Raw genomic sequence first — 25,904 nt, forward strand, 5'->3', positions numbered from 1 at the left:
GCTCCTTCAGAGATCAGCAACCAGACGCACGCTGGCCTGACCGTCTACCTCGTCAACGAATTCATCGGGTAGACCGATATAGAACACGCGTGGAGAGGTATTCATTCCCGGCTTGAGCACTTTGATGTCATCCTTATGCTCGGCCATTCTGCGGTTGATTTCGCTGTTTTCGTCCAGCAGATCGCCGATCACACGGGCACCGCCCACGCAGCTTTCCACACAGGCGGGCAATAGACCGGCTTCCAGGCGATGCTCGCAGAACGTGCATTTATCGGCAGTCTGCGTTTCTTTGTTGATGAAACGCGCATCGTAGGGGCAGGCTTGCACGCAGTAGCCACAGGCGACACAACGCTCGTTGTCGACCAGCACAATGCCGTCTTCCCGCTGGAAAGTGGCTTGCACCGGACAGACCGGCACACAGGGCGGGTTATCGCAGTGATTACACAGGCGAGGCAGGCTGACCATGGCGGGGGCGCTGCCGTCGTCCTTGTCGATTTCGTATTGCAGGACGGTGGTACGGAACTGGCCAATAGGCGGCTGGTTTTCTACGGAGCAACTGACCGTACAGGCTTGGCAGCCAATACATTTGCGTAGATCAACCAACATGCCGTAGCGTTTTCCGGGAATGCCGGGGCGTCGTGGGGGCTGGTCTCCCATGGCAGCCTGTACAGGCACGATAGGAATGACGGTCGCCGCGGCGCCGACGCCCAGCAGCTCTTTGAGAAAGCCACGTTTGCTTTTGCTGGGAAGCGGCGCGGCTGGGTCGGAAGCAGTAGGGGAACAGGCAGCTTTCATCGGGTTTCAACTCTTGAAAACAGTTACGTATCAAGAATAGGGGTTGGCCGAGATGCTGCCTATTGCTCCTTTTGTAGGGGAGATAGATGAAACTACCTATGTGGCTGTGAGTTTTTCCTAGTGGGTTTAATCCAATGCGCCGGAGTCAGCGGCCAGCATCAGCCGCGTCAGTTCGGCGGCGTTGCTGACCGATGTTTTTTCCATGATGTGCTGGCGGTGTACATGCACGGTTTTTTCGCTAATGCCTAGTTTGTGCGCCACGACTTTATTCGCATCACCCTGGGCGACTAAACGAGCGACTTCGCGCTCGCGGGGCGATAAGCGTTCCAACAGTGCCTGAGCGTGAGATTGCCGCAGGTGTTCTCGTTGTTGCTCTCGGGTGCAGCGCACGGCGCGATCCACCGCATCCAGCAAGGCCTGATCTTTGAAAGGCTTCTCAAGGAAATCGCAGGCGCCGGACTTCATCGCCTGCACAGCCATTTCCACATCGCCGTGTCCCGTCATGAACACAATGGATGCCCGCCAACCCCTGGCCAGCAAATGTTGTTGCAAAGCCAGGCCACTCATGACCGGCATGCGGATATCCAGCAACAGGCAGCCCATGTCCTCAGGTTCTTCTGTGTGTTCGGCGAGGAAGGTCTGAGCATTGTCGTACTCGGCCACCTCCCAGCCTACTGAATCAAGCAGGAACACAACTGAGCGCCGGAATGCCGCATCATCGTCCAACAGGTAGATTTTCAGGTTTTGCATGGTGTTCATGTAAAGGCAGGCTTAAAGAAAAAATCATTCCCAGGCCGTGTTCCGGGCGCTGCCCCCGCAACTGTCCGCCGTGGGCTTCGGCAATGCCTTTGCAGATAGAAAGCCCCAGCCCGAGACCGTCTTCCTTGGTGGTGTAGAAGGGTTCAAACAGATTCGCCAGCGCCTGGGCATCCATACCGGGACCGAAGTCGCGAACATGCAGCCATACCCAGTTGCCGTCTTTATTAAGGGTAACCTGAATGATCTGCAGGCCGTTGGGCGTGGAGCGCATGGCATCCTGGGCGTTCTTGAAAAAGTTCAACAAGATCTGCTGGATCTGTAAGGCATCAACCTCAACCCTTTGCCCCGGTGGAAGCTGGTCATCGACCCGGATTTCCGGCGCATGAGCCTGCATTCCAGTAAACAGCGTGGCAGTGTCATCGACCAAGGTGCGTAACACGTGTTTCTCTCGTGTGCCGGGGCGCTTGCGCACAAAACCTTTGATACGTTTAAGAATCTGGGCCGCCGAGTCTGACAAAGTGATGATGTGCTCGGAGGCTTCGCGAACCGCAGCGTCGGTCAGGCGGCCGTTTTCCAGGCGTCGCAACAGGCTTTGTGCATAATTGTTCACCCCAGCCAGCGGCTGGCTGAGCTCGTGCGCCAGCGTGCTGGAAAGTTCCCCCAATACGGACAAGCGCCCCAGGTGGTCGGCCTGTTCCTGGTGTTCGCGCATGCGTTGCTCGAAAGCCTGGCGATCTCGTAGCGCTTGCTCCAGTGCGGCGGTGCGGGTACGTACGAGATATTCGCTACGTGCGGTGTAAAGCCCCCAGAAAAACAGCCCCAATACAACAAGCATGGCATAAGGCCAATATTGGCGCACCAGCTTGCCCAGTGGCGTACTGCGTAAATAGGCGTAAGGGCCTATTTGCAGTTCCCGGAACGTATCGTGCACGATCTGGTAGTCGGCCGGCACCCCCCAACTGATGCCGTGATGGTCGGGGCTCATCTGCAGTAAGGTAATGGCCATAGCGCGAGCCATGGCGGGCGGGGTGTCGCGCAGCGCCGCCATCGGCCAGTTAGGGTACAGAACCGTAGAAATCGTGCAGCCTAGCGATGGCTCGTAGCGCCCGGAAAGCACTTTGTAACGTTCTTGCCAATTAGGTTGTGCTTCAAGCAGGCAGGCGCGGATCACGCCAGCGTCCGCCTGGCCTGCATCCACTACGTCCAACACCTGTTGCATGGGGAAACCCGTAAAAACTAGTGCTTCCAGATCGCGGCCAGGGTCCATATTCAGGTTGGCCAGTTCGCGCCATACAGTCTGGTAGCCGCCGAAAGCGTTTTCCGCCGTGGCAGCCAAGGTTTCTCCATGCAGATCTTGCAAGGTGCTGAGGTCATGTCGGTTGCGAGGCGCAATGACTGCCGCACCGACGGCGATGTTAGCGGCTGGCATGTCGCTATGCTCAAGGGTGGCGATACGGCTGGCGCCGTAGGCGGCTTCAAGTTCGACATATTGGCCGGGGTTGGTCAATATGAAATCCAGCTCTCCTGCGGCGACAGCCGCCCACAGTGCGTCAAGGTCACCGTAGCGGATCTCATGCCGGTATTGTGGCAGTGCGACTTCCAGATAACTACGCAGGCCCCGCCATTCGCTGGCGGCGTCACCCGCGCCTAAATACGCCAGTACACCCAGCCGCAGCGGCGGGCGAGTCTCAGTCGACGGCTGTTGTTGTTGTTGTTGTTGTTGTTGTTGTTGTTGTTGTTGTTGTTGTTGTTGTTGTTGTTGTTGTTGTTGTTGTTGTTGTTGTTGTTGCGCCCAGGCCGGTGTCATCGCGATGGTCAGCACAATCATCATTCCCATGGCGAGGCGCGCTGCGGCAGCAAAACGCAGCAGCCAACAGACCGACATTCCGGCGGTAGAAGGGGGGCGGAAAAATGAACTCGTCATGGGCAAAGCAGATCTGATGACAAGCAGCCTTCCATTTCAGAAAGGCTGTTATGCTTTTTTGTTGGGTTACAGAGTATAGGCTGGCGCATTATGGTGGGAGTAGGGCTGTTTTCCATGCAAACGATTATTATCGGCGCCGCTTTACTATTTGGGTGGCTGGTTGCCCGCCGCAGCGCTCGTGCATGGTCGGGGGAAAAATACCGGGCTGCGGGTGGTGCGTTGCTGGATGCCGCATTTGTGGGTTTTGTGGTGGCCCGGCTGGCTTATATCGTGCAATGGTGGCCCGAGTATTCTGCCACGCCTAAATCCATGGTTGCCATCAGCGATGGCGGTTTTTTATGGTGGGTAGGTATTCCGGTTTCCCTGGCTTTCGTATGGTGGCGTACTCGCGAGTGTGTGATGTTGCGCCGTTCTGCTCTCACAGGCATGATTGCGGGTGTAGCGCTTTGGGTGGTTGCCAATGGCGTCCTCAGCCTGCTGCTTCGATCCGTGCCCCCCTTGCCCGATTTGCAAGTCACCACCCTGGCTGGTCAGCCGGTTTCGTTAAGTCAGTATGAAGGGCGCCCTGTGGTGCTAAACCTTTGGGCAAGCTGGTGTCCGCCGTGTCGCAGAGAAATGCCCGCTTTCGAGCAAGCCCAGCAAGCCTTCCCCGACATTGCTTTTGTCATGCTTAACCAAGGTGAAAGCGCTGTGACAGCACAGCGTTTTCTTGAAAGTGAGGGCTTGGACCTTACCGATGTCTTGCTGGATCCGACTTCCAAAGCCATGCAGGCCGTAAGGTCCCGGGGTCTGCCCACCACCTTGTTTTTCGATGCGCAAGGGCGTCAAGTTGATTCACATCTGGGCGAAATCACCATGGCAGGCATCAAAGACAAAATATTGCGCCGTTTTTGAGCGTTTTTCACATTCGATACAGTAAAGGATTAACAATGTATCTACTGCGAGTGCTCTTCCCGCTGATTGCCGCCACGCCGCTGGCGTTGCTGCCGGCCCATGCACAGCCCGATGAAACCGAACCCGAAGCCCGGCCGCCTGCTGTGATTCAGGCGCTGGAAGCGCAGGGCGTAAGCAATATTCAAGAATTCGATGCCGGCCAAGGCGTGCGCGGTTTTGCCGGGGTGGCGGGGGAACAACCCGTCGCCATCTACGTGTTGCCGGACGGCCATGCCATCGCCGGTACACGCTTGGACAGCAAGGGCGATATCCTGGACAAGGAAACCGTCGAAAACCTGCTTGCCAAGCCCATGAGCGACCGGGCCTGGTCTACATTGGAAACTGCACCCTGGGTGCTGGATGGGCAGGCTGATGCGCCTCGCATCATTTATACCTTTACCGACCCTAACTGCCCATATTGCCACCTGTTCTGGGAAGCCTCGCGCCCCTGGGTGGAAGCCGGGAAAGTACAACTGCGGCATTTGCTGGTTGGCATGCTTAAAGAAGATAGCCCCGCCAAGGCGGCGGCCATTCTTGGCTCCACAGACACCTCTGCAGCGCTTCAGAGGCATGAGCTTAGTTTCGACAAGGGCGGCATCACGCCCGCCGAGGCGATCACCGACGACATACAGGAAATCCTGGAAGAGAATCAACTTCTGATGATGAGCATGGGCTTCAGAGGGACGCCTGGCATCGTGGTGCTGAACGAAGATGGGGTGATCCAGAAGTACAACGGAATGCCCAAAGACGATGTCTTGGGAGATGTTTTCGGGCCGCGTTGAGTCGAATTGCTTGTGGCGCCTGCCTATGTGCAGGCTTTTTACCAGCTTGAATGGGAGTAGACGAGGCGGTTTGTGCACCCTTGCCATGCGGAAAGGGTGCCCGCATCACACCTTACTGCGGGGTGATGTTGTTTTCTTTGATCACCGCTTCCCAGATTGCGGAGTCGGTCTTAATGCGATCAGCCATGCCTTGGGGCGTGGTGAAGTTGGGGTAGGCGCCTGCACTTTGCATGCGTTCGATCACGACGGGGTCTTGCAAGACCTTGTCCAGCGTGGCGGACAGTTTGTCGCGAATCTCGTCAGGCATGCCTTTAGGGCCGAAAACACCGTACCAAGATACGGCCTTGGTGCTGGTTACGCCCTGTTGATTCAGCGATTTCACATCAGGCAGCGGCGCGAAATTGTCGGTGTTAACCGCAATGGGGCGCAGTTTGCCGGCCTGGATGTGTGGCAGAACAGCGAGTGAGTCCGAGAACATCAGCGGCACTTCGCCGGCCAGTGTGGCGGTGACGGCAGGAGAGCTGCCTTGGTAGGGAATGTGAATGGCGTCAAAACCGAGTTCTTTTTTGATGAGCTCGACAGTCAGGTGAGCGGTACTACCCACGCCTGCTGTGGTGTAGTTGAGATCCATGGTTTTGGCGGCTTCTGCCAGGGATGCCAGATCCGTGACGTTGGGAAGCGCATCAGGGTTCACAACCATGATGAGCGGTGTCGTGTATGCAACACCGATAGGCGTGATGTCCTGGGTAAGGTCATAAGGTGCATTCGGCATCAAGTACGGCGCGATCAAGCTAGGGGCGGCGAGTGTGCCAAATGTGTATCCGTCGGCTTTGTCGCGGGTAACGGAGCGTACGCCAATAGTGCCTGAAGCGCCGGATTTGTTTTCTGTTACGACAGTTTGGCCAAGCTCCCTGGAGAACGCATCGGCGAGGATGCGGGAGGTGACATCAGTAGGCCCGCCAGGGGGAAACGGAATAACCCAGGTAAGGGGTTTGTTCGGAAAGTCAGGTTGTGCCTGAACAGCAGTCGCTGACGCCATGACGAGCGCACTAGTTGTGACCGCGAATAAGGTCTTTCCGAAGCGTTTTAATGTGGACATTGAGAGTTTCCTTGAGACAGTTTCTACAGAGCTGAGCACACCGGTCACTGACAAACAGCAAGGTTTGTCAACTGTCACGATGGCCAGTCAGCAAACAGTATATGACGAGAGTTAACCTGCCCGCGCAATGTTTGACACGTCACGGATTCGGTCCAGAAGGAGGCATGACGCGAATGCCGCAGTTAATACGCCTAAACAGCGGAAAGACAGAGGGCTGCCTCATAAAAAAGTAATGAGGCAGCCGACAAGATAGGGTGGTATTGACGAGGTGAGCCTGAGAGAGCGACTATCTTCGCATGAAAGCCAAGTTGGCCGCCGAATGAGGGCGGCAGGCATGAGCTAATTTGCCCCAAAAGCGCACGGCATCGCAAGTCCATGCCGTGCAAAAAAGGAGCGTTAAAGCGCGGGTAAGACGTCAAAAGGGCGGGTATACACCGCCGCGTTGCGCACCTTTAGTTGCTGCGGCGACGGCGCGACGCCGCCCGAGGCGCTTCAATAAAGACTTGGTCTTCACTGAAACGCACACCATTTCCCACCTGGAATTTACTCAGTTTTACCAACTGCTCAGTAATGACGCCGCTGTAATAATCCGCAGCCGTATTTGGAAGCGCCGTGACTCTGACCGGAATCCAGCGCTCAGTCGAATGACCGATTAACCGGACGATGTCACCCACTTTGATTTTGAGTGCGCCCGGCATTCGGTGTGTGTCGCGATGGCCGACAGTGATTCGAAACTCCATCGGGCTGTGCACGACGTACGCCTCGCGAATGGAAGCGTCGATCTGACGTAAGCGATCTGCATGTTGTGTGGCAACTGCGTCACCAGTTTTGCCGCCTATGATGATGCGATGCGTGGCTGCCTGTTCCGCTGCGGTGTAGCCCAGCAAGTTCGCTAGAACATTAAATTGTTGTTCAGTCATGAATCTGATGGGGTGGTGAGTTGCGGCAACTGTATCACCATTGGTTTGATGTGCCTGTCGGGTATGCCGATTCTGAAACTGAAAGTTGCTGTATTGCGAGTCGAGCGGCAAGTAGCCATGGGCACGGGAGATTGAGCACTCGGGCTCATTCGGTTATGTTCATGGACAACTCAAACCACTAAAGAGGTGGGGCATGACTCGCTGGCGTTGGCTTTTGATGCAATTGGCTCGCAAATTGTGGTTGAGTACTACGGCCTACGCGTTACTAGGCGTTGTCACTGCTGCCTTAGCGATCACTGCGCAAGATGTGTTGCCATGGAATTTGCCTGGGTTTGGCGCAAGCTCGGTGGATAGCCTGCTTAACATCATTGCCTCATCGATGCTGGCGGTCACGATTTTCTCGCTCTCGGCGATGACCGCTGCCTACTCGGCTGCGACCAGCAATGTGACGCCGCGTGCCACCAGCTTGCTGATTGAAGACCGCGTGTCGCACCGGGTGCTGTCAACCTTTGTTGGTTCCTTTGTTTTCGCCATCGTCAGCATTATTTTGTTGCGCACCGAAGCCTATGGCCCCAACGGAAGAACCGTCCTGTTCTGCGTGACCGTGGCGGTGGTCATCCTGATTGTTGTGAGCCTACTGCGTTGGATTGACCACATTACGCAGCTTGGCCGTGTAGGCGAGACCACGCACAGGGTGGAGGAGGCGACACGCAAGGCCATGCAGGCCAGGCTGGTTTCCCCTTATTTGGGCGGTGTTCCACTGCAGCCTGCCGATGCTCACGTTCCGCCTGATGCCACGGTTATTGCTGCAGGCCAGATCGGCTACCTTCAATATATCGACATGTCTGCACTGTCCGAGCTAGCCGAGGCGCAGGACTGCCGCATTTATGTATTGTGCAACCCGGGTGCCTTTGTCTCGGTCGATACGCCGCTCGCTTGGCTGCGCTGCAATGCAACCGGTGACGAGGCCATAAGCGTACAGGAACTCGCACAAAATGCTTTTGTCATTAAGGATGTGCGCACCTTTGATCAGGACCCTCGCTTTGGCCTGGCTGTCATGAGCGAAATTGGCTCGCGTGCGCTATCACCTGCCACCAATGACCCAGGCACGGCGCTCGATGTCATCGGCCGCAACACACGACTCCTCGCATTCTGGGCGGAGGGTCTCGAGGCAGAAGAACCTGCGCATCCCTGCGTTCATGTCGCACCACTTGCAGTAGCGGACTTATTCGAGGACGCCTTCATGCTGATGGCGCGAGACGGGGCAGGCTTGATAGAGGTGCAACTGCGCTTGCAAAAATGCCTTCACGCACTCTCGCGACTCGGTTCAGACGATTTTCGCGCCAGCGCCCGATATCACGCTGAACTCTCGCGAGCGCGCGCGGAAGCCGCACTGACATTTCCAGCAGATCGCGAACGGCTTTCAGAAGCGGCGCGAGGTGGTTCGTTTGACCTGTAAGCTTTTAGGAACTATGGAAATGTTGCGCCGAAACGAGCGTTTTGTTCAACGTACAACAGGGTTGCGCCCTGCGTCACAATAGACGCCCGCGCGGTGGCGGGCCAATCTACTGGATGTTAGACAGTGTCTAATATTTGCGTCTAATTCAAAGAAAAAGCCCCTACAGCGTTTTAACTGTAAGGGCTTGATTTCTTTCGGTATTCTGTGGCTCCCCGAACAGGGCTCGAACCTGTGACCTGCGGATTAACAGTCCGTCGCTCTACCGACTGAGCTATCGGGGAACTGAAGAAAAAAGAATATAGCACGTTTTTTATGTGTTGTGCAAGTTCCTTTTCTTTTTCCGTTTTTGGTGGCGCTAGGGATTTCCTTGGCCGCTGAAAACGAAGATCGATTTATAGCGCGTTTTTTGGTTACATGTCAAGTGGCGCTGTCACGTTGTGTCAACGCTAAATAGAAATGTCCGGTTTTCTGCCAAGTAGAAATGTCCGGTTGGTGGATGGATGTCGCCTTCATGGTTGAACGGCATTGTAATCGTGCCAGCATGTTCTTCTCTTAGCTTCCTGCTTTAATATCGAACGAGTCGTGTTGCTGGTAAGTTGGGTTTTTCATGGTTGCTTCTATTTTTCCCGCTATCTGCGGTGGTTATCCGTCCGCGAAGTTCGTGCGCAAACGGTGGTTTTCACTGCGGGGGCAGGCGTGGCGAGTTTCAAATGCGGTTCGGCAGGGCGGGGGAAATAGGGGCGCAGCAGCTTGGGTTGATATGGGCCTTGCTCTGGAAGATCGTATTCAATGAGCATGGAAACAAAAGAACCGAAGCGCCGGGCAACTTTAAATGCGCAGTATTGGTCGGGTTTTTTTTTGGCAGTGCTGGGTTCGGTGCTGTTTTCGGCCAAAGCCATTGTCACCAAGCTCACCTACCTTCATGGGGTGGATGCGCTGACGGTTATCGGTTTTCGCATGTTGTTTTCGTTGCCTTTCTTTGCGCTGGTGGCTGTGTTCCAGGCACGAAGGGCGCGCGCCGGGCGGATAGCGCGGCTGAGTCGGCGCGATGTATGGCTGATTCTGTTGCTGGGCTTTATCGGGTACTACTTGTCGAGCTATCTCGACTTTTTGGGGCTGCAGTACATCACTGCCGGCCTTGAGCGCTTGATTCTGTTTTTGGCGCCCACGTTTGTGCTGTTGATTTCAGCGCTGTATCTGAAGCGCCGCATTACGGGCGCCCAGTGGCTGGCCATGGGGCTGTCTTATGCAGGGGTGCTGCTGGCCTTTATTCACGATCTTTCCTTTGCGGGCAGTAATGTGCTGCTGGGCGCAGGGTTTGTGCTGGGTTCGGCTTTTACCTACGCTATTTATCTGATCAGTTCGGGGGAGGTTTTGGCGCGGGTGGGTTCAACGCGGTTGGTGGCTTACGCCATGAGCGCGTCGGCCGTATATGTGCTGATTCATTTTCTTTGGCAGCAAGGTTGGCAAGGGCTGGTTCAACCGGTTGAGGTCTATCAGCTTTCCCTCATTCATGCCGTATTTCACACGGTGTTGCCCACCTTTATGGTGATGTGGGCCGTGGCGCGTGTAGGCGCGCCTTTGGCCTCTCAGCTAGGTATGGTGGGGCCGGTTTCTGTATTGTTTCTTGCCTGGTGGATACTCGATGAGCCGATCACAGCGTTGCAACTGGTTGGCACCGCGTTTGTGCTGACCGGCATGCTGGTGCTGGGGCGTTTGCGCCCTGGGAAATAGTAATCAGGAAAGGGTTGCCTTACCGATCCATGCGTTCTTCCAGTTCCTCACGGTGTACGTCGTGAGTCACAAAGCCGATGTCGCGGTCGGGCATGGCAAGGCGGCTAGGATTGGCAAGTGTTTTGCGGATGTCGGCCAAGCCGTGCTTCCAGTGGTCGCGCATGGCCGCCAGGCCGAACTGGTGATCCTTGTAATGCAAATCGTAAGGCTGGTTACGGAAGATCAGGTGGACGATGTTGTAACACTTGGCAGTGCTGATTTCTTCCACCAGCTTGGCATAGTCGGTATGTGAGCGAAGATCTTCCGGCATATCTTTCAGCATACGCCAAAGAAGATGGCGCATTTCCTGCGATTGGCGAAAGTGTTCCGTGACATACCGAGTGCGGCTTGAATAGCGGATATCCTGCATGCGGTCGGACACTTCGGCCATGTTGGTGGGGGCAGCGCCTCGCGCACTCCAAAGGTCGACCTGGAAGACCAGCGTATCGCGCATGGGGCGCCCTTGCAGCACGTGACCCAGTGGAGTGTTGGAGACCAGACCACCGTCCCAATAGTATTCGCCGTCGATCTCCACAGCGGGGAAGGCCGGGGGCAGGGCGCCCGATGCCATGAAATGCTCAGCACGCAGGGTGGTTTCCTGGTTATCGAAATAGGTGAAGTTGCCGGTGCGCACATTAACGGCGCCCACCGATACATGCAGCTCGCAGGCGTTGACACGATCAAAATCGCACAGACGTTCCAGAGTTTCTTTGAGGGCGTCAATACGGTAATAGCTCGTTTGCGCCGGGTGGTTGTGCATAAAGGGGAGCACTGGCGCAGGTTGCCGCGGTTGAAAAAAACCGTTTTGTCCGCTCATGATGGCGGACCAGGCGTTCCAATGGCCAAGAAACTGCTTGGTAGCGTCGTTAATGTCGAATATCGACTGTTCGACAACAGGTGGCAATGCCATGAAGGGGTGATTCGGCTGACAGATGGTTTCCCAGAATTCGCGTAGCCGATCTACCCTATGTTCGGGGGCGTTGCCCGCGATGATGGCGGCGTTCAGTGCACCGATTGAAATACCTGCCAGCCGGCTTAGCGGAATGTCGGCTTCTTGCAGGCCCTCAAAGACGCCGGCCTGATAAGCACCCAGAGCGCCGCCGCCTTGTAGAACGAGAGCAGTGGTTTCGTAGTCGGGAAGTTTGATTTTTTTTGACATGGGGTCTTTAGAAAAACCAGGACGCGGGATGGTGCTTGATGGCGACGCCAACAATGTAAATAAAGATGAGTACTGCGATCACCGCGGCGATGGCGCGGGTGCGTGGCGTGCGGCCACGTTTGATGGCAACGGTGCCCACGCCGATGTAAGCAATCAGCAGAACAATTTTTGTCAGCACCCAGGGTTGTGCGGCAGCGGGCCCCAACAGGATGGACAGCCAGATGGCGGCGGTCAGGAGTACGGTGTCAATGACATGCGGCAAAATTTTGACGACTTTCTTCTGCAGCAGCCCATTTTCCGTGATGGACCAGTAAGCGCGGATGATGAAGAAGGCAATGCTAAGGCCGGCCGCCGTCATGTGCAGGTGCTTGATAACCAGATAATTCATAGCTTGTGTGGTGTCGATGAGAGAAGTGGGTGGGCGGGGACTGATTAAGAGGCTTCTTAGTATAAAGCGGCTCGTCTTTCAGGCAGAAGTCAGCTTGCACCATGCGGGAAGAAGCCTAGATGGGTGTGGCCGAAGGTCGTCACAGGGTTTTTGAGTCCGTTTTCAGCCCAAGTTTTCTGGCGCGTTTATGCAGGTTGCTGGAATCGATTTCCAGCAGGCGGGCGGCTTGGGCCCAGTTATTGTCGGTCGCGCTCAAGGCGCTCTGAATCAGGTTGCGCTCGTATTGTTCTAGGGTGGTGCGCAACGGGCCGAGCTGTAGCGTTGTTCCACCCGGTTGCTCGACGTTGTTCCCTGGCCAATGGGTGGGCGGCTGGTCAGTGGTTGGCTCCAGCGCTGTCCGGGCCATGGTGTCCGGGGGCAGGTCGAGGTCCAGCAGTTCGGCAGGCACCGTCAGGATCTGGTCGCGCGATGCGCCCCGGCTCAGCAGTTTGAGCGCCGCCCGGCTGACGACGTGTTCCAGTTCCCGCACATTGCCGGGCCAGGGGTAGGCCAACAGAGCTTCTTCCGCACCGTACGACAAGCGCAGGCCTCGGATGCCCAGGCGAGCGCGATTGAATTCCAGGAAATGCCCTGCAAGCAGCAAGACATCGCGGCCACGCTCTCTCAGAGGAGGAATGGGGACGGGGTAGACGGAAAGGCGGTGGTAAAGGTCGGCGCGAAAGCTGCCCTCCAGGGTGTTTTCCTTGAGCTGGCGGTTGGTGGCGGCAATGATGCGGACGTCGGTCTTGATAGAAGTGTCGGTTCCCAGGCGCTGGATCTCGCCGTTTTGCAGAGTTCGCAGCAGCTTGGCCTGAACTGACAAGGGCAGTTCGCCCACTTCATCCAGAAACAGGGTGCCGCCTTGCGCGGCTTCGAAGCGCCCGGCGCGATCGTGGGTGGCGCCGGAAAAAGCGCCTTTAACATGACCAAAAAGTTCGCTTTCCGCGAGCGATTCAGGCAGCGCGGCGCAATTGACATGCACCATAGGCTTGTTGCGGCGGCGAGAGTGCCGGTGTACGCGGCGCGCAAACAGTTCTTTACCTACCCCCGTTTCGCCCAAGAGCAGCACAGGCAAATCGGAGTCAGCGACAACATCAAGTTCGTGCAGCAATTCGGTGATGGCTTCGCTTTGGCCGATGATTTCCTTGTCGTCAATGATTTGCACATCGTCCACAGCGCTGGCGCCCAATTGCCGCAGGCTGCGGTTCTCTTTCTCGAGCATGGTGACGCGGATGGCGGCTTCCAACAGCAGGGCGTAGCGCTGTACATCCATCTGCGCCTGCGCGTCAAAGGTGCCTGTCTCCAAGGCATCAAGGGTGAGGGCCCCCCAAAGTTTGCCTTCCACGTACAAGCTCATGCCCAGACAGTCGTGAACCGGCAGGGGAGCACCGCGCCGGTCGTCGAGCAGGCCATCGTAAGGGTCTGGCAATAGGCTGCCCGGCTCAAACCATGTGGGTTCACGGCGGGACAGAATGGTGGCGAAACGGGGGTGTTCGGCCACCTTAAAGCGCCGCCCCAGCGCTTCGTGCGCCAAGCCTGCCGCTGCTACCAGTCGCAAGCTGCCTTCATCAAGTTTAAGCATGCCTACTGCATCCGAGCGAAACCGCTCGCGCATGGTGAGAACAATACGCTGCAGGCGCACGGCATCGGGCAGGTAGGTGACGAGGTCGGCCAGTATTAAGGAGTCCATAGGGTGAATTCTACCAGCAGGGTAAAAGTAACCCTATAGGGGGCGGGTTTTTTATACCCTTTTAAGTGTCTGTTCTTGATGTATGTTCAGTCGGGCACTGCAAAAAACTGGCACGGATGTTGCGTAACTAGGGTCATCACTAACAAACGGAGAGGTTTCCGTCATGAATGCCCAGGTACCGATAGAGCTTGGCGCCTTGGCCACGGAAGAACTGATCGAATACATCGTCAGTCGCTTTCATACTGGCCATCGCGAGCAGCTTCCCGAGCTGATCAGGTTGTCCCGGCGTGTTGAACATGCACATGCCGGGCATGCCCGCTGTCCCCAGGGGCTGGCTGATGAGCTTGAGGCTCATCTTCAGGAAATGGAAAGCCACATGCTTAAGGAAGAGCAGGTGTTGTTCCCAATGCTGTTGCGTGGCATGAACGCACCGGCCGCCGGCCCCATTACGGTCATGATGTTCGAGCACGACCAGCATATTGATGCGGTGGAACGTATTCACCGCCTGACCCACGATCTCATCCTGCCGGACGACGCCTGCAATACTTGGCAACGCCTGTATGAAGGCCTGGCTCATTACGCGCAGGAACTGACACAGCACATCAATTTGGAAAACGATGTGTTGTTTGCAAAAGCTTCGCAAGCAGTTAAAGGAGCGCAAAATGCGTGAATATAAGAAGTTATGGTTGCTACTGATCGCAGTGTTGGTAGTGACATTCGGGGTCCTCGGATGGAGCGGGGTCGAAATCTACAGGCAGGTGCCGCCGATTCCCGCGAAAGTGGTGACTGCCTCAGGTCAGCAGCTCATGACCGAGGAGCAGATTCTGGATGGTCAGACTGCGTGGCAGAGCACGGGCGGCATGCAGATCGGCTCTATCTGGGGCCATGGTGCGTATCAAGCCCCAGACTGGAGTGCGGACTGGCTGCACCGCGAACTGCTCGCCTGGCTGGATCTGGCGGCGCAGGATGTCGCAGGTTTGCCGTATGAGCAGTTGGACTCTCGCGAGCAGGCTTATCTGAGGGATGAGCTTAAGCGCGAATATCGCACCAATACGCTAGACCCTGAAACACTGGTGGTTACGGTCAGCGATCGCCGGGCTCAGGCGATTGAGCAAGTGGCAGCGTATTACGAAGCGCTTTATGGTTCCGACCCCGAACTGCGGGGTTCGCGTGAAAGCTTCGCCATGAAGGAAGACACGCTGCCTAGCGCAGAACGTCGCGCCGACCTCACTAAGTTCTTCTTCTGGACAGCATGGGCGGCCGCCACGGAGCGCCCTGGCAGCGATGTCACCTATACCAACAACTGGCCTCATGAGCCGCTGATCGACAACAAACCGTCCACCAATAACGTGATTTGGTCGGTAATCAGTGTGGTGCTGCTGCTGGCCGGTATTGCCTTCCTGGTGTGGGGCTGGGCCTTTACCCACCGTGAAGTGCCAGAGCCGGAAGCGCCTAAGCAAGACCCCTTGCTGGCGGCTGGCCTCACCCCATCGCAGCGCGCCTTGGGCAAATACCTGTTGATGGTCGTGGGCCTGTTCATCTTCCAGATTCTGCTGGGTGGTTTCACTGCCCACTACACCGTCGAAGGCCAGACCTTCTATGGCATTGATGTGTCGCAATGGTTCCCCTATTCGCTGACGCGAACCTGGCACTTGCAGACGGCGCTGTTCTGGATCGCCGGAGGCTTTTTGGCCGGCGGCCTATTCCTAGTGCCGCTGATCAATGGCGGTAAAGACCCCAAACATCAGAAGCTGGGCGTGGACATCCTGTTCTGGGCGCTGATCATATTGGTGGTGGGTTCCTACATCGGTAACTACCTGGCCATTGCGCAAGTCATGCCTGCCAGCTTGAATTTCTGGTTTGGTCACCAAGGGTATGAGTATCTGGAACTGGGCCGGTTCTGGCAGATTGTGAAGTTCCTGGGCCTGGCTTTCTGGCTGTTGCTCATGCTGCGCGGCATCATGCCTGCTTTCAAGCAGAAGGATGGCGACAAAAACCTGCTTGCGCTGCTGACTTTCTCCATTGTGGCAGTGGGTCTGTTCTACGGCACCGGCCTGTTCTATGGTGAGCGCACGCACATCACCATCATGGAATACTGGCGCTGGTGGGTGGTTCACCTGTGGGTGGAAGGCTTCTTCGAAGTGTTCGCCACGGTGGCCCTGGCCTTCATCTTCTCGTCCATGGGGCTGGTTTCACAGCGTGGCGCTACGGTTGCCAGCCTGGCTTCGGCCTCGCTGTTCATGCTGGGCGGTGTGCCGGGTACCCTGCATCACCTGTACTTCGCAGGTACTACCACTCCAGTCATGGCGATTGGCGCAAGCTTCAGTGCGTTGGAAGTCGTACCCCTGATCGTCTTGGGTTACGAGGCCTTTGAAAACTGGCGCCTCAAGGAGCGTGCACCTTGGATGCAAGCCGTTAAGTGGCCCGTCCTGTGCTTCGTGGCTGTGACTTTCTGGAACATGCTGGGCGCTGGTGTATTTGGCTTCATGGTTAACCCACCGATTGCTCTGTACTACATCCAAGGGCTTAACACGACGCCTGTCCACGCCCACGCAGCATTGTTCGGTGTGTATGGCTTCCTGGCACTGGGCTTCACCTTGCTGGTACTGCGTTACATCGTTCCGGGTTTTGTCTTCAACGAGAAGTTGATGCGCCTGGGCTTCTGGGGCCTGAACGGTGGCTTGGTGCTGATGATTGTTACCAGCTTGCTGCCCATCGGCATCATCCAGGCCTATGCCAGCGTGACGGAAGGCATGTGGTATGCACGCAGCGAAGAGTTCATGCAGCAGCCATTGCTGGAAACACTGCGCTGGATCCGCACTTTCGGTGACATGGTCTTCATCGTCGGTGGGGCGGCTATCGCCTGGCAAGTTGTGATCGGCGTGTTCGGCGGTGGTCGCGGCAGGTCTGTGGCAACCGATACTGCCGTAGCGCCGGCTGAATAAACCTCTGATCACTTGGCTTGTCAGTTCGGCAAGCCAAGTGTTACGGCCCGCAAAGAGGCCCCTGTACTGTCTTCCCCTAGTAGTACTTTTTGCCGCCTGCTTCCCCAGGCGGTTTTTTTTGTTGTGCTTCAGAAAGAACGCTGCCTTCTTTGGGCACGCTGTAAGCAGTTTATGATAATTTGAAGCGCATATCTCTCAGTTCGCTCGCTTTTCAACCAGGCGACGCGAGAAATTTTCACGGAAGTACGATGCTAGCGATTGTGGATGCATACCGGTCGGGCCTGTTGGCGCGACGTCACTGGGCCAAGAATATTGGCGCCGGTTTAATTGTGGGGGTTGTGGCGCTTCCTTTAGCCATGGCTTTTGCAATTGCTTCGGGCGTTAAGCCCGAACAAGGTATTTACACCGCCATCATTGCGGGCATCATCGTGTCGGTGTTTGGCGGCAGCCGCATTCAGATAGCGGGGCCCACCGGTGCTTTCATCGTGATTCTTGCGGGCATTGTTGCTGAGCATGGTGTGGTGGGCCTTCAGGTCGCCACGCTGATGGCAGGGGTCATTCTGCTATTGCTGGGGCTGGCCCGCATGGGGGCGGTGCTCAAGTTCATTCCGGCGCCCGTCATTGCCGGTTTCACCGCAGGTATCGGCGTGGTGATTTGGGTCGGGCAGTGGAAGGATTTTTTTGGTTTGCCCGAAGTACAGGGCGGGCATTTCCACGAAACCTTGTGGGCGCTGGTGCAGGCTTTGCCACAATTCGATATGGCCACGACAGCGCTGGCTGTGCTGGCCCTTGCGCTGGTGATCTACACCCCGCGGCTGCCTGGCGTCATCAGTCGCCTGCCCGGGCCGCTGGTTGCACTGATTATTGTCACACTCATACAGGCCGCCATCGGTTTTGAGTCTGTGGCCACCATAGGCAGCCGTTACGGCGAGATTCCCCGCGGGCTTCCTACCTTAGAAGTTCCAGAGATCACCCTGAGCCGCTTGGTGGAGTTGATCGGCCCGGCCTTCGCCATTGCCATGCTAGGTGCGATTGAATCACTACTTTCCGCTGCGGTGGCCGACCGCATGGCGGGCACTCGCCATCACTCAAATCAAGAGCTCGTGGGCCAGGGCCTGGCTAACATTGTCGCGCCGCTGTTTGGGGGAATCGCGGCCACAGGCGCGATAGCTCGGACTGCCACCAACGTGCGTAATGGCGGCAACAGCCCGATTGCGGGCATTGTGCACGCCTTGTGCCTGATTTTCATATTGCTGTTTCTCGCGCCTTTGGCTGCCAATATCCCGTTGGCGGCGCTGGCGGCGATTTTGTTCGTGGTGGCCTGGAACATGAGCGATGTACGTCAGGTGCTCAGGCTGCTAAAAGGTGCGCCACGCCCGGACGTCATTGTTCTTGTCGTTACCTTTTTGCTGACGGTGTTCGTTGACCTGGTGGTGGCGGTAAACATCGGCGTCGTGCTGGCCATGCTGCATTTTCTGATGAATATGTCGGCAAGTGTTGTGGTACGGCCCCAGGAAAAAATCGAACTGCAGCGGGAGCTGGCGGCGCAAGGGTTGGACGGTATGCCGTCCGATGTCATGGTGTATTCCATTGAAGGGCCTTTCTTCTTCGCTGCCGCGGAAACCTTCGAGCAGGTGCTGACACACAAGCAGAGCGATGCCAAGGTGGTGGTGATCCGCCTGCGTTATGTACCTTTTATCGACGCTACCGGCTTGCAGACGCTGGAAGATGTAGTGCAGCAACTGCAGGCCCAGGGCGTGCGGGTGATTTTTACCGAAATGAATGATAGGGTCGCGCGGAAAATGCGGCGCATCGGCTTGTTGAAGAGGCTGGGCGAAGGAAACGTATTGCGCAATCTGGCCGAGGTTATAACTCGCACGGAGTAGGAGCTCGCTCTGCGGTGAAACTGCTGGGGGGCTCGACCTATACGCGGAGGTTCGCGAGTGCCCGCTCCAGCGCGTTTTCAAAGCGGTTTTGCAGGTCGTACGAACTGCCCAGCCATTCCGCCGCCGAAACCACTTTGTCGGCTTCATAACGGCGTTCGCTACCCAGGGCGGCTTCGAAGGCGTTGGCTGTTTCCGTAACGGCAGCGGTGTCGGTGTCGAGTAATACCAAAGCATGCACCAAGCCCATGTGCCCGTCTTTGCTGCCAGGTATGCGCCGCCAACTTTGTGCGGTCCCCGCGATTTTTACTGGCTTGCCTTGCCGGTCCACTGCAAGGTTGTAGCGTCCATCGCAGAACGAACCTTCAACTGCGGCGGGGAAGGTTTTAATGCCAAGCGCTCGCAAAGCATCGGCCAAGAGCTGGCAGATCCGCTGATACCCAGGCTCCGAATGCTGCATTGGCGGGCCTTGCACCGTGTAGGCCAGGCTCAGATTGAGAATACCGGGGCCTTGGGGAACGATTCCGCCGCCCGTCTGGCGTACGGTGACTGGCCAACCCAGCCCGGCGAAATGCTGCCGTGCATCTTCAAACGCATCGAAACGCCGATAGCTGCGCGGCACAACCAAGCTGCGTTGGGTCTGCCAGATACTGGCCAGCGGCCCGTTATGAATGCACAGTTCCAACAGCGATTCATCATGACGGGCGTCGAGCCCGCTCTCTGCGCTGGAATGCAGCAAGGTGAAGCGGGTGGGTGTAGGCGCGGCGAGCTGCTGCGGGTCAGCTGCGGGCAATACTGAACTGTTCATCTGTCATGAAGAAATAACGCAGGGCGTCTATCAGGCCCAGCACCACAACCAGAGGGGCGAACAGCCAGAAGATCAGCAGATAGATGATTCCCCAGCCGATCTGGCCAAGGTAAAACCGGTGCGCACCCAGCCAGCCCAGGCAGATGGCCAGAACAATGGCGATTTTTCGATGGTTGGCGGGGCTGCGCAGCTCTTTTTCGCGGGAGCGAAAGACCCACCAACTCACGGGAATAGTTAGCACGATGGCCAGCAGCACCTTGGTTGTATGGGCGGACAGATAATAATGAATGCTGGCGTATAAGTCGGAAAAGTTGTGGATGACCCAGCCCGTCAACTTTGACACCCAGACATATACCTGAGACAGCAGCGCGTCGCCAAAAGTCAGGGCCAGCAAAATAGCCAGGAAAATGGCGACCACCAATATGGTTCTTTGTAGCATTCGGAGTCCTTTCAATTGCTTTAATCGGTGCGTGTCAGGCGGTGCTGGCCTGGCGCACTGCTTTTTCCCAGTGGGCCATGAGTTCCTGGGCGCGACTCGGGTCGTATTGCGGTTCGAACGTCCTTTCGACTTTCCATAAAGAGAAAAGTTCGCTCAGGTCGGAGTAAACACCGGCTGTCAGGCCAGCAAGGTAGGCGGCCCCCAGGGCTGTGGTTTCTATCATGGCAGGGCGCAAGACGGGAATACCCAGCAAATTAGCCTGAAACTGCATGAGCAGGTCGTTGACACAAGCGCCGCCATCCACACGCAGTTCGGACAGCGCCTGTCCCCCGGCTTCCTCGGCATCTCGGCTCATGGCCTGCAGCAACGCGGCGCTTTGAAAGGCGATGCTGTCCAGCGCAGCGCGGGCAATGTGCGCAATCGTACTGCCTCGCGTCAGGCCGGTGATAGTGCCGCGAGCATCTGGCTGCCAGTAAGGAGCGCCCAGCCCGGTGAAAGCAGGCACGACCATCACGCCGCCGGAATCCGGTACGCTGCGCGCCAGCGCCTCGATATCGCTGCTGCTGGGAAACGCCTTAAGGCCGTCGCGCAGCCATTGAACTACGGCGCCGGCCACGAATACGCTGCCCTCGAAAGCGTACTCCGGCTGTGTGCCTGTTTGAGCGGCGCGGGTGGTGACAAGGCCGTTGTTGGACGCATTGAATTTTTCGCCAGTGTGCATCAGCATGAAACACCCTGTGCCATAGGTGTTTTTGGCCATGCCGCTGCGAAAGCAGGCTTGGCCAAACAGCGCGCTTTGCTGGTCGCCCGCCACCCCGCAGATAGGAATCTCACCCCCCAGCCAATCGGCTGCCGCCACGCCGAAGTCGGCGCCCGAGGGCAGGACTTCTGGAAGCAGGGAGGGGGGAATGTTCATAACCTGCAGCAGGGAGTCGTCCCAGCGGCTGTCATGGACGTTGAACAGCATGGTGCGCGAAGCGTTGCTGATATCGGTAAGGTGCCGCTGATCGGCGGACAGTTGCCAGATCAGCCAACTATCTACAGTGCCGAAGGCCAGTTCCCCTCGTTCGGCAAGTTCGCGTGCGCCGGCGACGTTATCCAGCAGCCACTGTAATTTGGTGCCTGAAAAATAGGCGTCAATGCGCAAGCCCGTGCGTTGCAGGATATCGGCTTCAAAGCCTTGGTCGCGCAAACGTACGCAAGCAGGTTCGGAACGGCGATCCTGCCAGACGATCGCATTGTAGATAGGCTGGCCGGTGCGCCGGTTCCAAACAACTGTAGTTTCACGTTGATTGGTGATGCCTATGGCACGAATATCCGACGCTTTCAGCCCTGCTTTGGACAACGCTTCACGTGCGGTTTCCAGTTGGGTGTGCCAAATTTCCATGGGGTCATGTTCGACCCAGCCCGACCGCGGAAAGATCTGGGTGATTTCGCGCTGGGCGAGTGCCACGATTTCACCGCGCTCATTGAAAATGATGCTTCGTGAACTTGAGGTGCCCTGGTCGAGTGCAAGCAGATAGGCCATGATTTCGCTGTCAGAAAAGATTATGGCTAGTTTAACGATGATTCCGCCCGGCATCCCACACTGAACCGGCGTAGCGACTTCTCACTGCGCTTGTTCATCGCTCGTCACACGGTGCATACCGTAAACTGATGAGGTTCCATTTCGCAGATAAGGTCTACCATGAATTCCAGCCCGAGCGTCGCGCGCTCTCCAGCACCCCTGGAAACCCAACGAACTGCCTTGTTGCAACGGCTGGGCGCTGTGGGCAAGGTTGATCTCCTCATCATCGGTGGTGGTGCAACCGGCTTGGGCCTGGCGTTGGACGCTTCCTTAAGGGGGTTGTCAGTCGTGCTGCTTGAGGCTCGAGACTTCGCCAAGGGCACGTCCTCACGTGCGACCAAGCTGATTCATGGCGGGGTGCGCTATCTGGCTCAGGGTAATGTGGCTTTGGTGCGTGAAGCCTTGCATGAACGGCGCAAGCTCTTGCATAACGCGTCGCATCTTGTGGCGCCGCTACCGTTTGTCATGCCCAGCTATAAATGCTGGGAAACGCCTTTCTATGGTATGGGGCTTAAGGCATACGATACCCTGGCGGGTGCTGCCGGCCTGGGGCCGACAGAACTTCTCTCGCGGCAGCAGGCTCTCACCTGTCTGCCGGGCGTGCGTGATGCGGGCCTGAAAGGTGGAGTCAAGTACTGGGATGGGCAATTTGATGACGCTCGCCTGGCTCTGGCTTTGGCACGCAGCGCGGCGGCCCAGGGAGCGTTGTTATTGAACTATTGCCCCGTAATTGGTTTGCTGCATGAACAGGGAAGGGTGGCGGGAGTGCGCTACCAGGCCGAGGAGCTGGACTCTCCCGGCGAAATTCAGGCTCGCTGCGTGGTCAATGCCACAGGGGTTTGGGTCGATCAGTTGCGTCATATGGATGATGCAGCCGTGGGGCGGGACTCGCAGGCAATGGTCACGCCCAGCCAAGGCGTTCATCTGGTGGTTGATCACGACTTTCTTCCCGGCCAACATGCTTTGCTTGTGCCACGCACACGCGATGGCCGAGTACTGTTTGCCGTGCCTTGGCTAGGCAAGGTCATTCTTGGCACCACCGACACCGCACGTCCTGCCATCGAAGAAGAACCACGCCCTCTGGCTGAAGAAGTCCGCTTCATATTGGGTGAGGCGGGCAGCTATCTGGCCCGCGCCCCGCGCCCCGCGGATGTTCGCAGTGCGTGGGTGGGGCTGCGTCCACTGGTGCGGCCGTTGCGCGACGGCAGCGACACCAAAAAGATTAATCGGGAACACACCGTGGTGGTCAGCGGCAGTGGCTTGGTGACAGTAACGGGCGGGAAATGGACGACGTACCGCGCCATGGCAGAGGATGTGTTGGCGAAATGTGTGGACGCCGGCCTGCTGGAACGCCAGCCTCCCTCCGAAACGGCGGACTTTCTGCTGGTGGGCGCTCCGACTCGCCAGACGACCCCCATTACTCTGACTGCTACACCCGGGCTGCACAGCTACGGTACGGAAGCATATTGGGTTCAGCAACTGCCAGGAGCGAACCACGAATTGGCTGCGGGGCTCACTGAGGCGATGTTGCGTTTTGCAGTTCGATACGAATACGCCCGTAGCGTAGAAGATGTGTTGGCGCGCCGTTCGCGGTTGCTGTTTCTTGACGCCGCGCAGGCTGCGAACGTCGCGTCGACGGCGGCACGAGTTGTAGAGGAAGAAACAGGCCGCGACCCAGGCTTGCAAGCGTTTTTGTCTTTGGCTGAACAATACCGTCAAGTGCCGGTTTGACTTGCGTCCAGTAGTAAGGCGGCTTGTTTGGCTGTCAGCGATTGGCGAAAAGCGTGCGGGCGGAAGTGAAACGCTTCGAGAAGTACGGGTTGTCCAGTGTATCGATGCGCACATAACCTCCGGACGAGGGTGCATTCACAAAGCGCCCGTTTCCTATGTAGATTCCCACATGCGAGTTGGCGCGCCCAAGCGTATTGAAAAAGACGAGATCACCTTCGCGCAAAGCGCTGCGGCTGATGCGGCGACTAGCATTTGCCTGGTCTCCGGTCGTGCGTGGCACGGCCGTTCCCGCCGCTTGGTTGAATACGTAATTCACCAAACCGCTGCAATCGAACCCCCCGATGGGGTCTGTACCACCATATCGATAGGGGCTGCCTGTTAGCCCAAGTGCCAGCATGACCACTTCCTGACGGTGTTGTGGCGGCACTGCGTACGACGTGGAAGACGATTTAGGCGGCGTACCCGCGCAACCAGACAGCAATATGGCTGTCATAAATACCCCTAACAGTTTGCGCCAATCGGCAAAAAAGCCACAAAAAGTCGTCATAAATCGGTATTTAGCCCGTGTTTGTGTAACAATATCGCCACAATTAGTAATGTGCCATATATTTTGATACCATTCCAGCTGTGTTGCATTCGGTTTTTGCATAAAACAAGGCTCGCGCTGGTGGTAATGGCTTAGCAATGGCTTTGTTTGTCACTATTTGCAATAATCTGCAAGTTACATTTACCATTAAGTAAAGGAAGGACTGTGCCTGCCTCTGACAATAGCGCACTTAGCGATATCCAGGAAGTCAACCTTTCGTATCTCATGCTGGCACAGCGCCTGTTGCGTGACAATTACGCAGCAGGAATGTATCGGCTTGGGTTCGATTCCGATGTCGCCGACATCGTTCTCAGCCTGTCACCGGCCCAACTCGTCAAGCTAGCGAGTTCCAATGCCCTGATCTGCGGTTTCCGACTCAACGATTATCAGCTGTTGTCCACTTTAGGGCAGGATGTTCTGGGCGGCGTACTGCAGCAGGCGCATTCCACCATACTGATGGCGCAACGCTCCCCCGAGCAGCTGGCTTGAGCTTAACTTAATTTATGACGAAGAAAAGCGTTGCCAAGGAAGCGGAAGAAATCCTCTTGGCCACCGACATGATCCAACTTGGCGCCCGCCTGCAAGTCCTGCAAGCGGAGACCAGCCTTAGCTACGATAGGCTGGCGCGTCTGTATCGTGAGGTCAGAGGGTGTTCGCCCCCTAAGGGCATGCTGCCATTTTCCGTCGATTGGTTCATGACATGGCTGCCGAATATTCATTCCAGCGTCTTTTACAGTGTTTATCGTTACCTCGATACACACACGCCCGCTAAAAAATCGCGTGCTTTGGTCGAAGCATACCGCTTGTATATTGAACAGGCGGCTACGGGCTTGGGCGCTCCTCCGGGTGAAGAGCCCGTACTGAGTTTTACTCGGGCATGGATGCTGATCCGCTTCTTCGACAGTAATTTGTTGCAGCTGTCGTATTGCGAGCGGTGTAACGGTGGTTTTATCGCACACGCTCACGACCCTCAGGGTGGCTTTGTTTGCGCCATTTGTCGTCCGCCGCCTCGTGCGGGTAAAACGCGCAAACGACGTGCCGTTGCCGCTCCGAAGTCGGTCGACACTGGTGCAAGCGCAGGTAAGAATACCGGTGAACCGGCGGCTGCGGTTGCGGCCGCCAAGCCTGCACGTCAGGCAACAAAGAAAAAAAGGACAACGGCGTCTGATGAAGAAGGCAAATCGCTCGCTTCTAGTGGCGCCTGAAGTGAAACAACAGGTGTCATAACCTGTTCTATTGTGAATATACGCCGATCTAGGTTAAAAATCGGCCTTTGATATAACAATCTTTGGGCGTCAAAGTAGGCGACCATATGCGCTTCGAATAGGCTTGGCTAGGGCAACCTGTGTTCATTCTCCTTGGATATATCGTCGTTTTCTTCTCCGTTATCGGCGCCTACATTTTTATGGGTGGCGCGCTCGGAGCCTTATATCAGCCCTTTGAGCTGCTCCTGATCGGCGGTGCCGCGTTTGGTGCGTATCTTGCGTCCAGCAGCGGCCAGTCCATCAAGATGATGTTCAGCGCTATTCCAGCGGTGCTGAGGCGCAACCCTTACGGCAAAGAGCTCTATATGCAGCTCATGGCATTGCTGTATGTGTTGCTTAACAAGGCTCGCCGGGACGGCCTGATGTCCGTTGAAAGCGATATCGAAGACCCTCAAACTAGCCCTATCTTTGCTGAATACCCCAGCGTGCTGAACGATCCCGTCCTGGTCGAGTTCATCTCCGACTACATGCGGCTCATCATCAGCGGCAATATGAGTTCCTTCGAGATTGAAACCCTGATGGATCAGGAAATCGAAACTCATCTGCATGAACGCAATATTCCTGCAATGGCTTTGCGCGCTGTCGCTGACGGCTTGCCGGCATTCGGTATCGTTGCCGCGGTGCTGGGGGTGATTAAAGCCCTTGCTGCGGTCGATCAGCCGCCCGCTATTCTGGCCGACCTCATTTCCAAGGCCATGGTCGGTACTTTTCTGGGTATCTGGGCCGCGTATGGCTTTGTTGCGCCGTTGGCGGCCAGCATGGAGCGGCGCTCCATTACCTCAGTCAAAGTGTTGGAATGCATCAAGGTCACGCTGTTGGCCAGCATGAACGGCTATCCTCCCCAGTTGGCGGTGGAGTTTGGCCGCAAGGTGCTTTACTCGCATCTGCGTCCTTCGTTCATGGAACTTGAAGATCACGTGAAGCAAGTGCGCTCGAGCGCCCGTCGCGGTTAAGGTTGCT

At 56.7% G+C, this 25,904-nt stretch carries 23 protein-coding genes and 1 tRNA gene; 11 read left to right on the plus strand and 13 right to left on the minus strand.

The genetic code is table 11. The features are described 5' to 3' along the window. Positions 1 to 6 precede the first annotated feature (6 nt). The 3 genes from dsrO to VRY85_RS10010 all read right to left on the minus strand — a co-directional run bounded on the left by dsrO (position 7) and on the right by VRY85_RS10010 (position 3,478). Positions 7 to 795, minus strand: coding sequence for a sulfate reduction electron transfer complex DsrMKJOP subunit DsrO (gene dsrO / locus VRY85_RS10000; protein WP_414598449.1), 789 nt, complete (start codon positions 793 to 795; stop codon positions 7 to 9). Between the two features lie 126 nt (positions 796 to 921). Next, positions 922 to 1,545 carry a response regulator transcription factor gene (locus tag VRY85_RS10005; RefSeq protein ID WP_414598450.1) on the minus strand — a complete coding sequence of 208 codons (624 nt, stop codon included), beginning with the start codon at positions 1,543 to 1,545 and terminating at the stop codon, positions 922 to 924. Then, positions 1,511 to 3,478, minus strand: a complete 1,968-nt coding sequence (locus VRY85_RS10010; RefSeq protein ID WP_414598451.1) for a PhnD/SsuA/transferrin family substrate-binding protein — start codon at positions 3,476 to 3,478, stop codon at positions 1,511 to 1,513. The genes VRY85_RS10005 and VRY85_RS10010 overlap by 35 nt, the downstream gene beginning before the upstream one ends. A 90-nt stretch (positions 3,479 to 3,568) precedes the next feature. Here VRY85_RS10010 and VRY85_RS10015 point away from each other — a divergent pair, with 90 nt between their 5' ends. Together VRY85_RS10015 and dsbG are read left to right on the plus strand one after the other, a co-directional pair. Further along, positions 3,569 to 4,372, plus strand: a complete 804-nt coding sequence (locus VRY85_RS10015) for a prolipoprotein diacylglyceryl transferase family protein (protein WP_414598452.1) — start codon at positions 3,569 to 3,571, stop codon at positions 4,370 to 4,372. A gap of 35 nt (positions 4,373 to 4,407) precedes the next feature. Further along, entirely contained in the window at positions 4,408 to 5,193 is a 786-nt protein-coding gene (gene dsbG, locus VRY85_RS10020; RefSeq protein ID WP_414598453.1) for a thiol:disulfide interchange protein DsbG, read from the plus strand. A 112-nt stretch (positions 5,194 to 5,305) separates the two neighbouring features. On the opposite strand, the gene VRY85_RS10025 is transcribed toward dsbG, so the two are convergent. Together VRY85_RS10025 and VRY85_RS10030 are read right to left on the minus strand one after the other, a co-directional pair. Continuing rightward, on the minus strand, positions 5,306 to 6,292 hold the full coding sequence (locus VRY85_RS10025; protein ID WP_414598454.1) for a Bug family tripartite tricarboxylate transporter substrate binding protein: 987 nt from the start codon (positions 6,290 to 6,292) through the stop codon (positions 5,306 to 5,308). A gap of 452 nt (positions 6,293 to 6,744) precedes the next feature. Beyond that, the gene (locus VRY85_RS10030; RefSeq protein ID WP_414598455.1) at positions 6,745 to 7,212 is read right to left on the minus strand and encodes an alpha/beta hydrolase; all 468 of its coding nucleotides are present in this window, start codon (positions 7,210 to 7,212) and stop codon (positions 6,745 to 6,747) included. Positions 7,213 to 7,405: 193 nt separating this feature from the next. Between VRY85_RS10030 and VRY85_RS10035 the strand changes: the two genes are divergently transcribed. Further along, positions 7,406 to 8,671, plus strand: a complete 1,266-nt coding sequence (locus tag VRY85_RS10035; protein ID WP_414598456.1) for a DUF2254 domain-containing protein — start codon at positions 7,406 to 7,408, stop codon at positions 8,669 to 8,671. A 205-nt stretch (positions 8,672 to 8,876) separates the two neighbouring features. On the opposite strand, the gene VRY85_RS10040 is transcribed toward VRY85_RS10035, so the two are convergent. Continuing rightward, positions 8,877 to 8,952 (minus strand) — tRNA-Asn (locus tag VRY85_RS10040). 514 nt (positions 8,953 to 9,466) lie between these two features. Between VRY85_RS10040 and VRY85_RS10045 the strand changes: the two genes are divergently transcribed. Further along, positions 9,467 to 10,405: a DMT family transporter gene (locus tag VRY85_RS10045; RefSeq protein ID WP_414598571.1), complete on the plus strand. Its 939-nt coding sequence runs from the start codon at positions 9,467 to 9,469 to the stop codon at positions 10,403 to 10,405. A 19-nt stretch (positions 10,406 to 10,424) separates the two neighbouring features. Here VRY85_RS10045 and VRY85_RS10050 read toward each other — a convergent pair whose 3' ends face one another. The 3 genes from VRY85_RS10050 to norR all read right to left on the minus strand — a co-directional run bounded on the left by VRY85_RS10050 (position 10,425) and on the right by norR (position 13,720). Continuing rightward, positions 10,425 to 11,603: a patatin-like phospholipase family protein gene (locus VRY85_RS10050; protein ID WP_414598457.1), complete on the minus strand. Its 1,179-nt coding sequence runs from the start codon at positions 11,601 to 11,603 to the stop codon at positions 10,425 to 10,427. A gap of 7 nt (positions 11,604 to 11,610) precedes the next feature. Next, entirely contained in the window at positions 11,611 to 11,991 is a 381-nt protein-coding gene (locus VRY85_RS10055) for a SirB2 family protein (protein ID WP_414598458.1), read from the minus strand. A 139-nt stretch (positions 11,992 to 12,130) separates the two neighbouring features. Then, complete coding sequence (norR, locus tag VRY85_RS10060; protein WP_414598459.1) at positions 12,131 to 13,720, minus strand: nitric oxide reductase transcriptional regulator NorR; 1,590 nt, start codon at positions 13,718 to 13,720, stop codon at positions 12,131 to 12,133. Between the two features lie 163 nt (positions 13,721 to 13,883). Here norR and VRY85_RS10065 point away from each other — a divergent pair, with 163 nt between their 5' ends. From VRY85_RS10065 to VRY85_RS10075, 3 genes are all read left to right on the plus strand, one after another. Next, entirely contained in the window at positions 13,884 to 14,390 is a 507-nt protein-coding gene (locus tag VRY85_RS10065; protein ID WP_414598460.1) for a hemerythrin domain-containing protein, read from the plus strand. Continuing rightward, positions 14,383 to 16,665, plus strand: a complete 2,283-nt coding sequence (locus tag VRY85_RS10070) for a nitric-oxide reductase large subunit (protein WP_414598461.1) — start codon at positions 14,383 to 14,385, stop codon at positions 16,663 to 16,665. The genes VRY85_RS10065 and VRY85_RS10070 overlap by 8 nt, the downstream gene beginning before the upstream one ends. Positions 16,666 to 16,913: 248 nt before the next feature. Then, the gene (locus tag VRY85_RS10075) at positions 16,914 to 18,551 is read left to right on the plus strand and encodes a SulP family inorganic anion transporter (RefSeq protein ID WP_414598462.1); all 1,638 of its coding nucleotides are present in this window, start codon (positions 16,914 to 16,916) and stop codon (positions 18,549 to 18,551) included. A 37-nt stretch (positions 18,552 to 18,588) separates the two neighbouring features. Here the strand turns inward: VRY85_RS10075 and VRY85_RS10080 are convergent, their stop codons facing one another. Genes VRY85_RS10080 through glpK form a run of 3 tightly spaced genes read right to left on the minus strand, consistent with a single transcriptional unit; the run spans position 18,589 to position 21,323 of the window. Continuing rightward, positions 18,589 to 19,356: a lipoyl protein ligase domain-containing protein gene (locus VRY85_RS10080; RefSeq protein ID WP_414598463.1), complete on the minus strand. Its 768-nt coding sequence runs from the start codon at positions 19,354 to 19,356 to the stop codon at positions 18,589 to 18,591. After that, a complete protein-coding gene (locus tag VRY85_RS10085; protein ID WP_414598464.1) occupies positions 19,328 to 19,795 on the minus strand; it encodes a TM2 domain-containing protein in 468 nt (155 codons plus the stop codon). The genes VRY85_RS10080 and VRY85_RS10085 overlap by 29 nt, the downstream gene beginning before the upstream one ends. 34 nt (positions 19,796 to 19,829) lie before the next feature. After that, positions 19,830 to 21,323: a glycerol kinase GlpK gene (glpK, locus tag VRY85_RS10090; RefSeq protein ID WP_414598465.1), complete on the minus strand. Its 1,494-nt coding sequence runs from the start codon at positions 21,321 to 21,323 to the stop codon at positions 19,830 to 19,832. Between the two features lie 159 nt (positions 21,324 to 21,482). Between glpK and VRY85_RS10095 the strand changes: the two genes are divergently transcribed. Further along, a complete protein-coding gene (locus tag VRY85_RS10095) occupies positions 21,483 to 23,093 on the plus strand; it encodes a glycerol-3-phosphate dehydrogenase/oxidase (RefSeq protein ID WP_414598466.1) in 1,611 nt (536 codons plus the stop codon). Between the two features lie 34 nt (positions 23,094 to 23,127). Here the strand turns inward: VRY85_RS10095 and VRY85_RS10100 are convergent, their stop codons facing one another. Continuing rightward, positions 23,128 to 23,586 carry a C40 family peptidase gene (locus VRY85_RS10100; protein WP_414598467.1) on the minus strand — a complete coding sequence of 153 codons (459 nt, stop codon included), beginning with the start codon at positions 23,584 to 23,586 and terminating at the stop codon, positions 23,128 to 23,130. Between the two features lie 258 nt (positions 23,587 to 23,844). Here VRY85_RS10100 and flhD point away from each other — a divergent pair, with 258 nt between their 5' ends. From flhD to motA, 3 genes are all read left to right on the plus strand, one after another. Then, positions 23,845 to 24,168 carry a flagellar transcriptional regulator FlhD gene (gene flhD / locus VRY85_RS10105; protein ID WP_414598468.1) on the plus strand — a complete coding sequence of 108 codons (324 nt, stop codon included), beginning with the start codon at positions 23,845 to 23,847 and terminating at the stop codon, positions 24,166 to 24,168. 14 nt (positions 24,169 to 24,182) lie between these two features. Continuing rightward, on the plus strand, positions 24,183 to 24,884 hold the full coding sequence (gene flhC / locus VRY85_RS10110; protein WP_414598469.1) for a flagellar transcriptional regulator FlhC: 702 nt from the start codon (positions 24,183 to 24,185) through the stop codon (positions 24,882 to 24,884). A gap of 140 nt (positions 24,885 to 25,024) precedes the next feature. Then, positions 25,025 to 25,897 carry a flagellar motor stator protein MotA gene (motA, locus tag VRY85_RS10115; protein ID WP_414598470.1) on the plus strand — a complete coding sequence of 291 codons (873 nt, stop codon included), beginning with the start codon at positions 25,025 to 25,027 and terminating at the stop codon, positions 25,895 to 25,897. Positions 25,898 to 25,904 lie beyond the last annotated feature (7 nt).

Source organism: Achromobacter sp. F4_2707 (assembly GCF_047501535.1).
Classification (GTDB): Bacteria; Pseudomonadota; Gammaproteobacteria; order Burkholderiales; family Burkholderiaceae_B; genus Yanghanlia.

Coding starts and splice junctions, on each gene's coding strand:
- VRY85_RS10005 (WP_414598450.1), bottom strand. CDS start 1,545: ATGCAAAACCTGAAAATCTACCTGTTGGACGATGATGCGGCATTCCGG.
- VRY85_RS10025 (WP_414598454.1), bottom strand. CDS start 6,292: ATGTCCACATTAAAACGCTTCGGAAAGACCTTATTCGCGGTCACAACT.
- VRY85_RS10080 (WP_414598463.1), bottom strand. CDS start 19,356: ATGAACAGTTCAGTATTGCCCGCAGCTGACCCGCAGCAGCTCGCCGCG.
- dsbG (WP_414598453.1), top strand. CDS start 4,408: ATGTATCTACTGCGAGTGCTCTTCCCGCTGATTGCCGCCACGCCGCTG.
- VRY85_RS10055 (WP_414598458.1), bottom strand. CDS start 11,991: ATGAATTATCTGGTTATCAAGCACCTGCACATGACGGCGGCCGGCCTT.
- VRY85_RS10095 (WP_414598466.1), top strand. CDS start 21,483: ATGAATTCCAGCCCGAGCGTCGCGCGCTCTCCAGCACCCCTGGAAACC.
- VRY85_RS10075 (WP_414598462.1), top strand. CDS start 16,914: ATGCTAGCGATTGTGGATGCATACCGGTCGGGCCTGTTGGCGCGACGT.
- VRY85_RS10035 (WP_414598456.1), top strand. CDS start 7,406: ATGACTCGCTGGCGTTGGCTTTTGATGCAATTGGCTCGCAAATTGTGG.
- VRY85_RS10015 (WP_414598452.1), top strand. CDS start 3,569: ATGGTGGGAGTAGGGCTGTTTTCCATGCAAACGATTATTATCGGCGCC.
- VRY85_RS10030 (WP_414598455.1), bottom strand. CDS start 7,212: ATGACTGAACAACAATTTAATGTTCTAGCGAACTTGCTGGGCTACACC.
- VRY85_RS10010 (WP_414598451.1), bottom strand. CDS start 3,478: ATGACGAGTTCATTTTTCCGCCCCCCTTCTACCGCCGGAATGTCGGTC.
- norR (WP_414598459.1), bottom strand. CDS start 13,720: ATGGACTCCTTAATACTGGCCGACCTCGTCACCTACCTGCCCGATGCC.
- dsrO (WP_414598449.1), bottom strand. CDS start 795: ATGAAAGCTGCCTGTTCCCCTACTGCTTCCGACCCAGCCGCGCCGCTT.
- flhC (WP_414598469.1), top strand. CDS start 24,183: ATGACGAAGAAAAGCGTTGCCAAGGAAGCGGAAGAAATCCTCTTGGCC.
- VRY85_RS10085 (WP_414598464.1), bottom strand. CDS start 19,795: ATGCTACAAAGAACCATATTGGTGGTCGCCATTTTCCTGGCTATTTTG.
- VRY85_RS10100 (WP_414598467.1), bottom strand. CDS start 23,586: ATGACAGCCATATTGCTGTCTGGTTGCGCGGGTACGCCGCCTAAATCG.
- VRY85_RS10045 (WP_414598571.1), top strand. CDS start 9,467: ATGGAAACAAAAGAACCGAAGCGCCGGGCAACTTTAAATGCGCAGTAT.
- VRY85_RS10070 (WP_414598461.1), top strand. CDS start 14,383: ATGCGTGAATATAAGAAGTTATGGTTGCTACTGATCGCAGTGTTGGTA.
- glpK (WP_414598465.1), bottom strand. CDS start 21,323: ATGGCCTATCTGCTTGCACTCGACCAGGGCACCTCAAGTTCACGAAGC.
- VRY85_RS10050 (WP_414598457.1), bottom strand. CDS start 11,603: ATGTCAAAAAAAATCAAACTTCCCGACTACGAAACCACTGCTCTCGTT.
- VRY85_RS10065 (WP_414598460.1), top strand. CDS start 13,884: ATGAATGCCCAGGTACCGATAGAGCTTGGCGCCTTGGCCACGGAAGAA.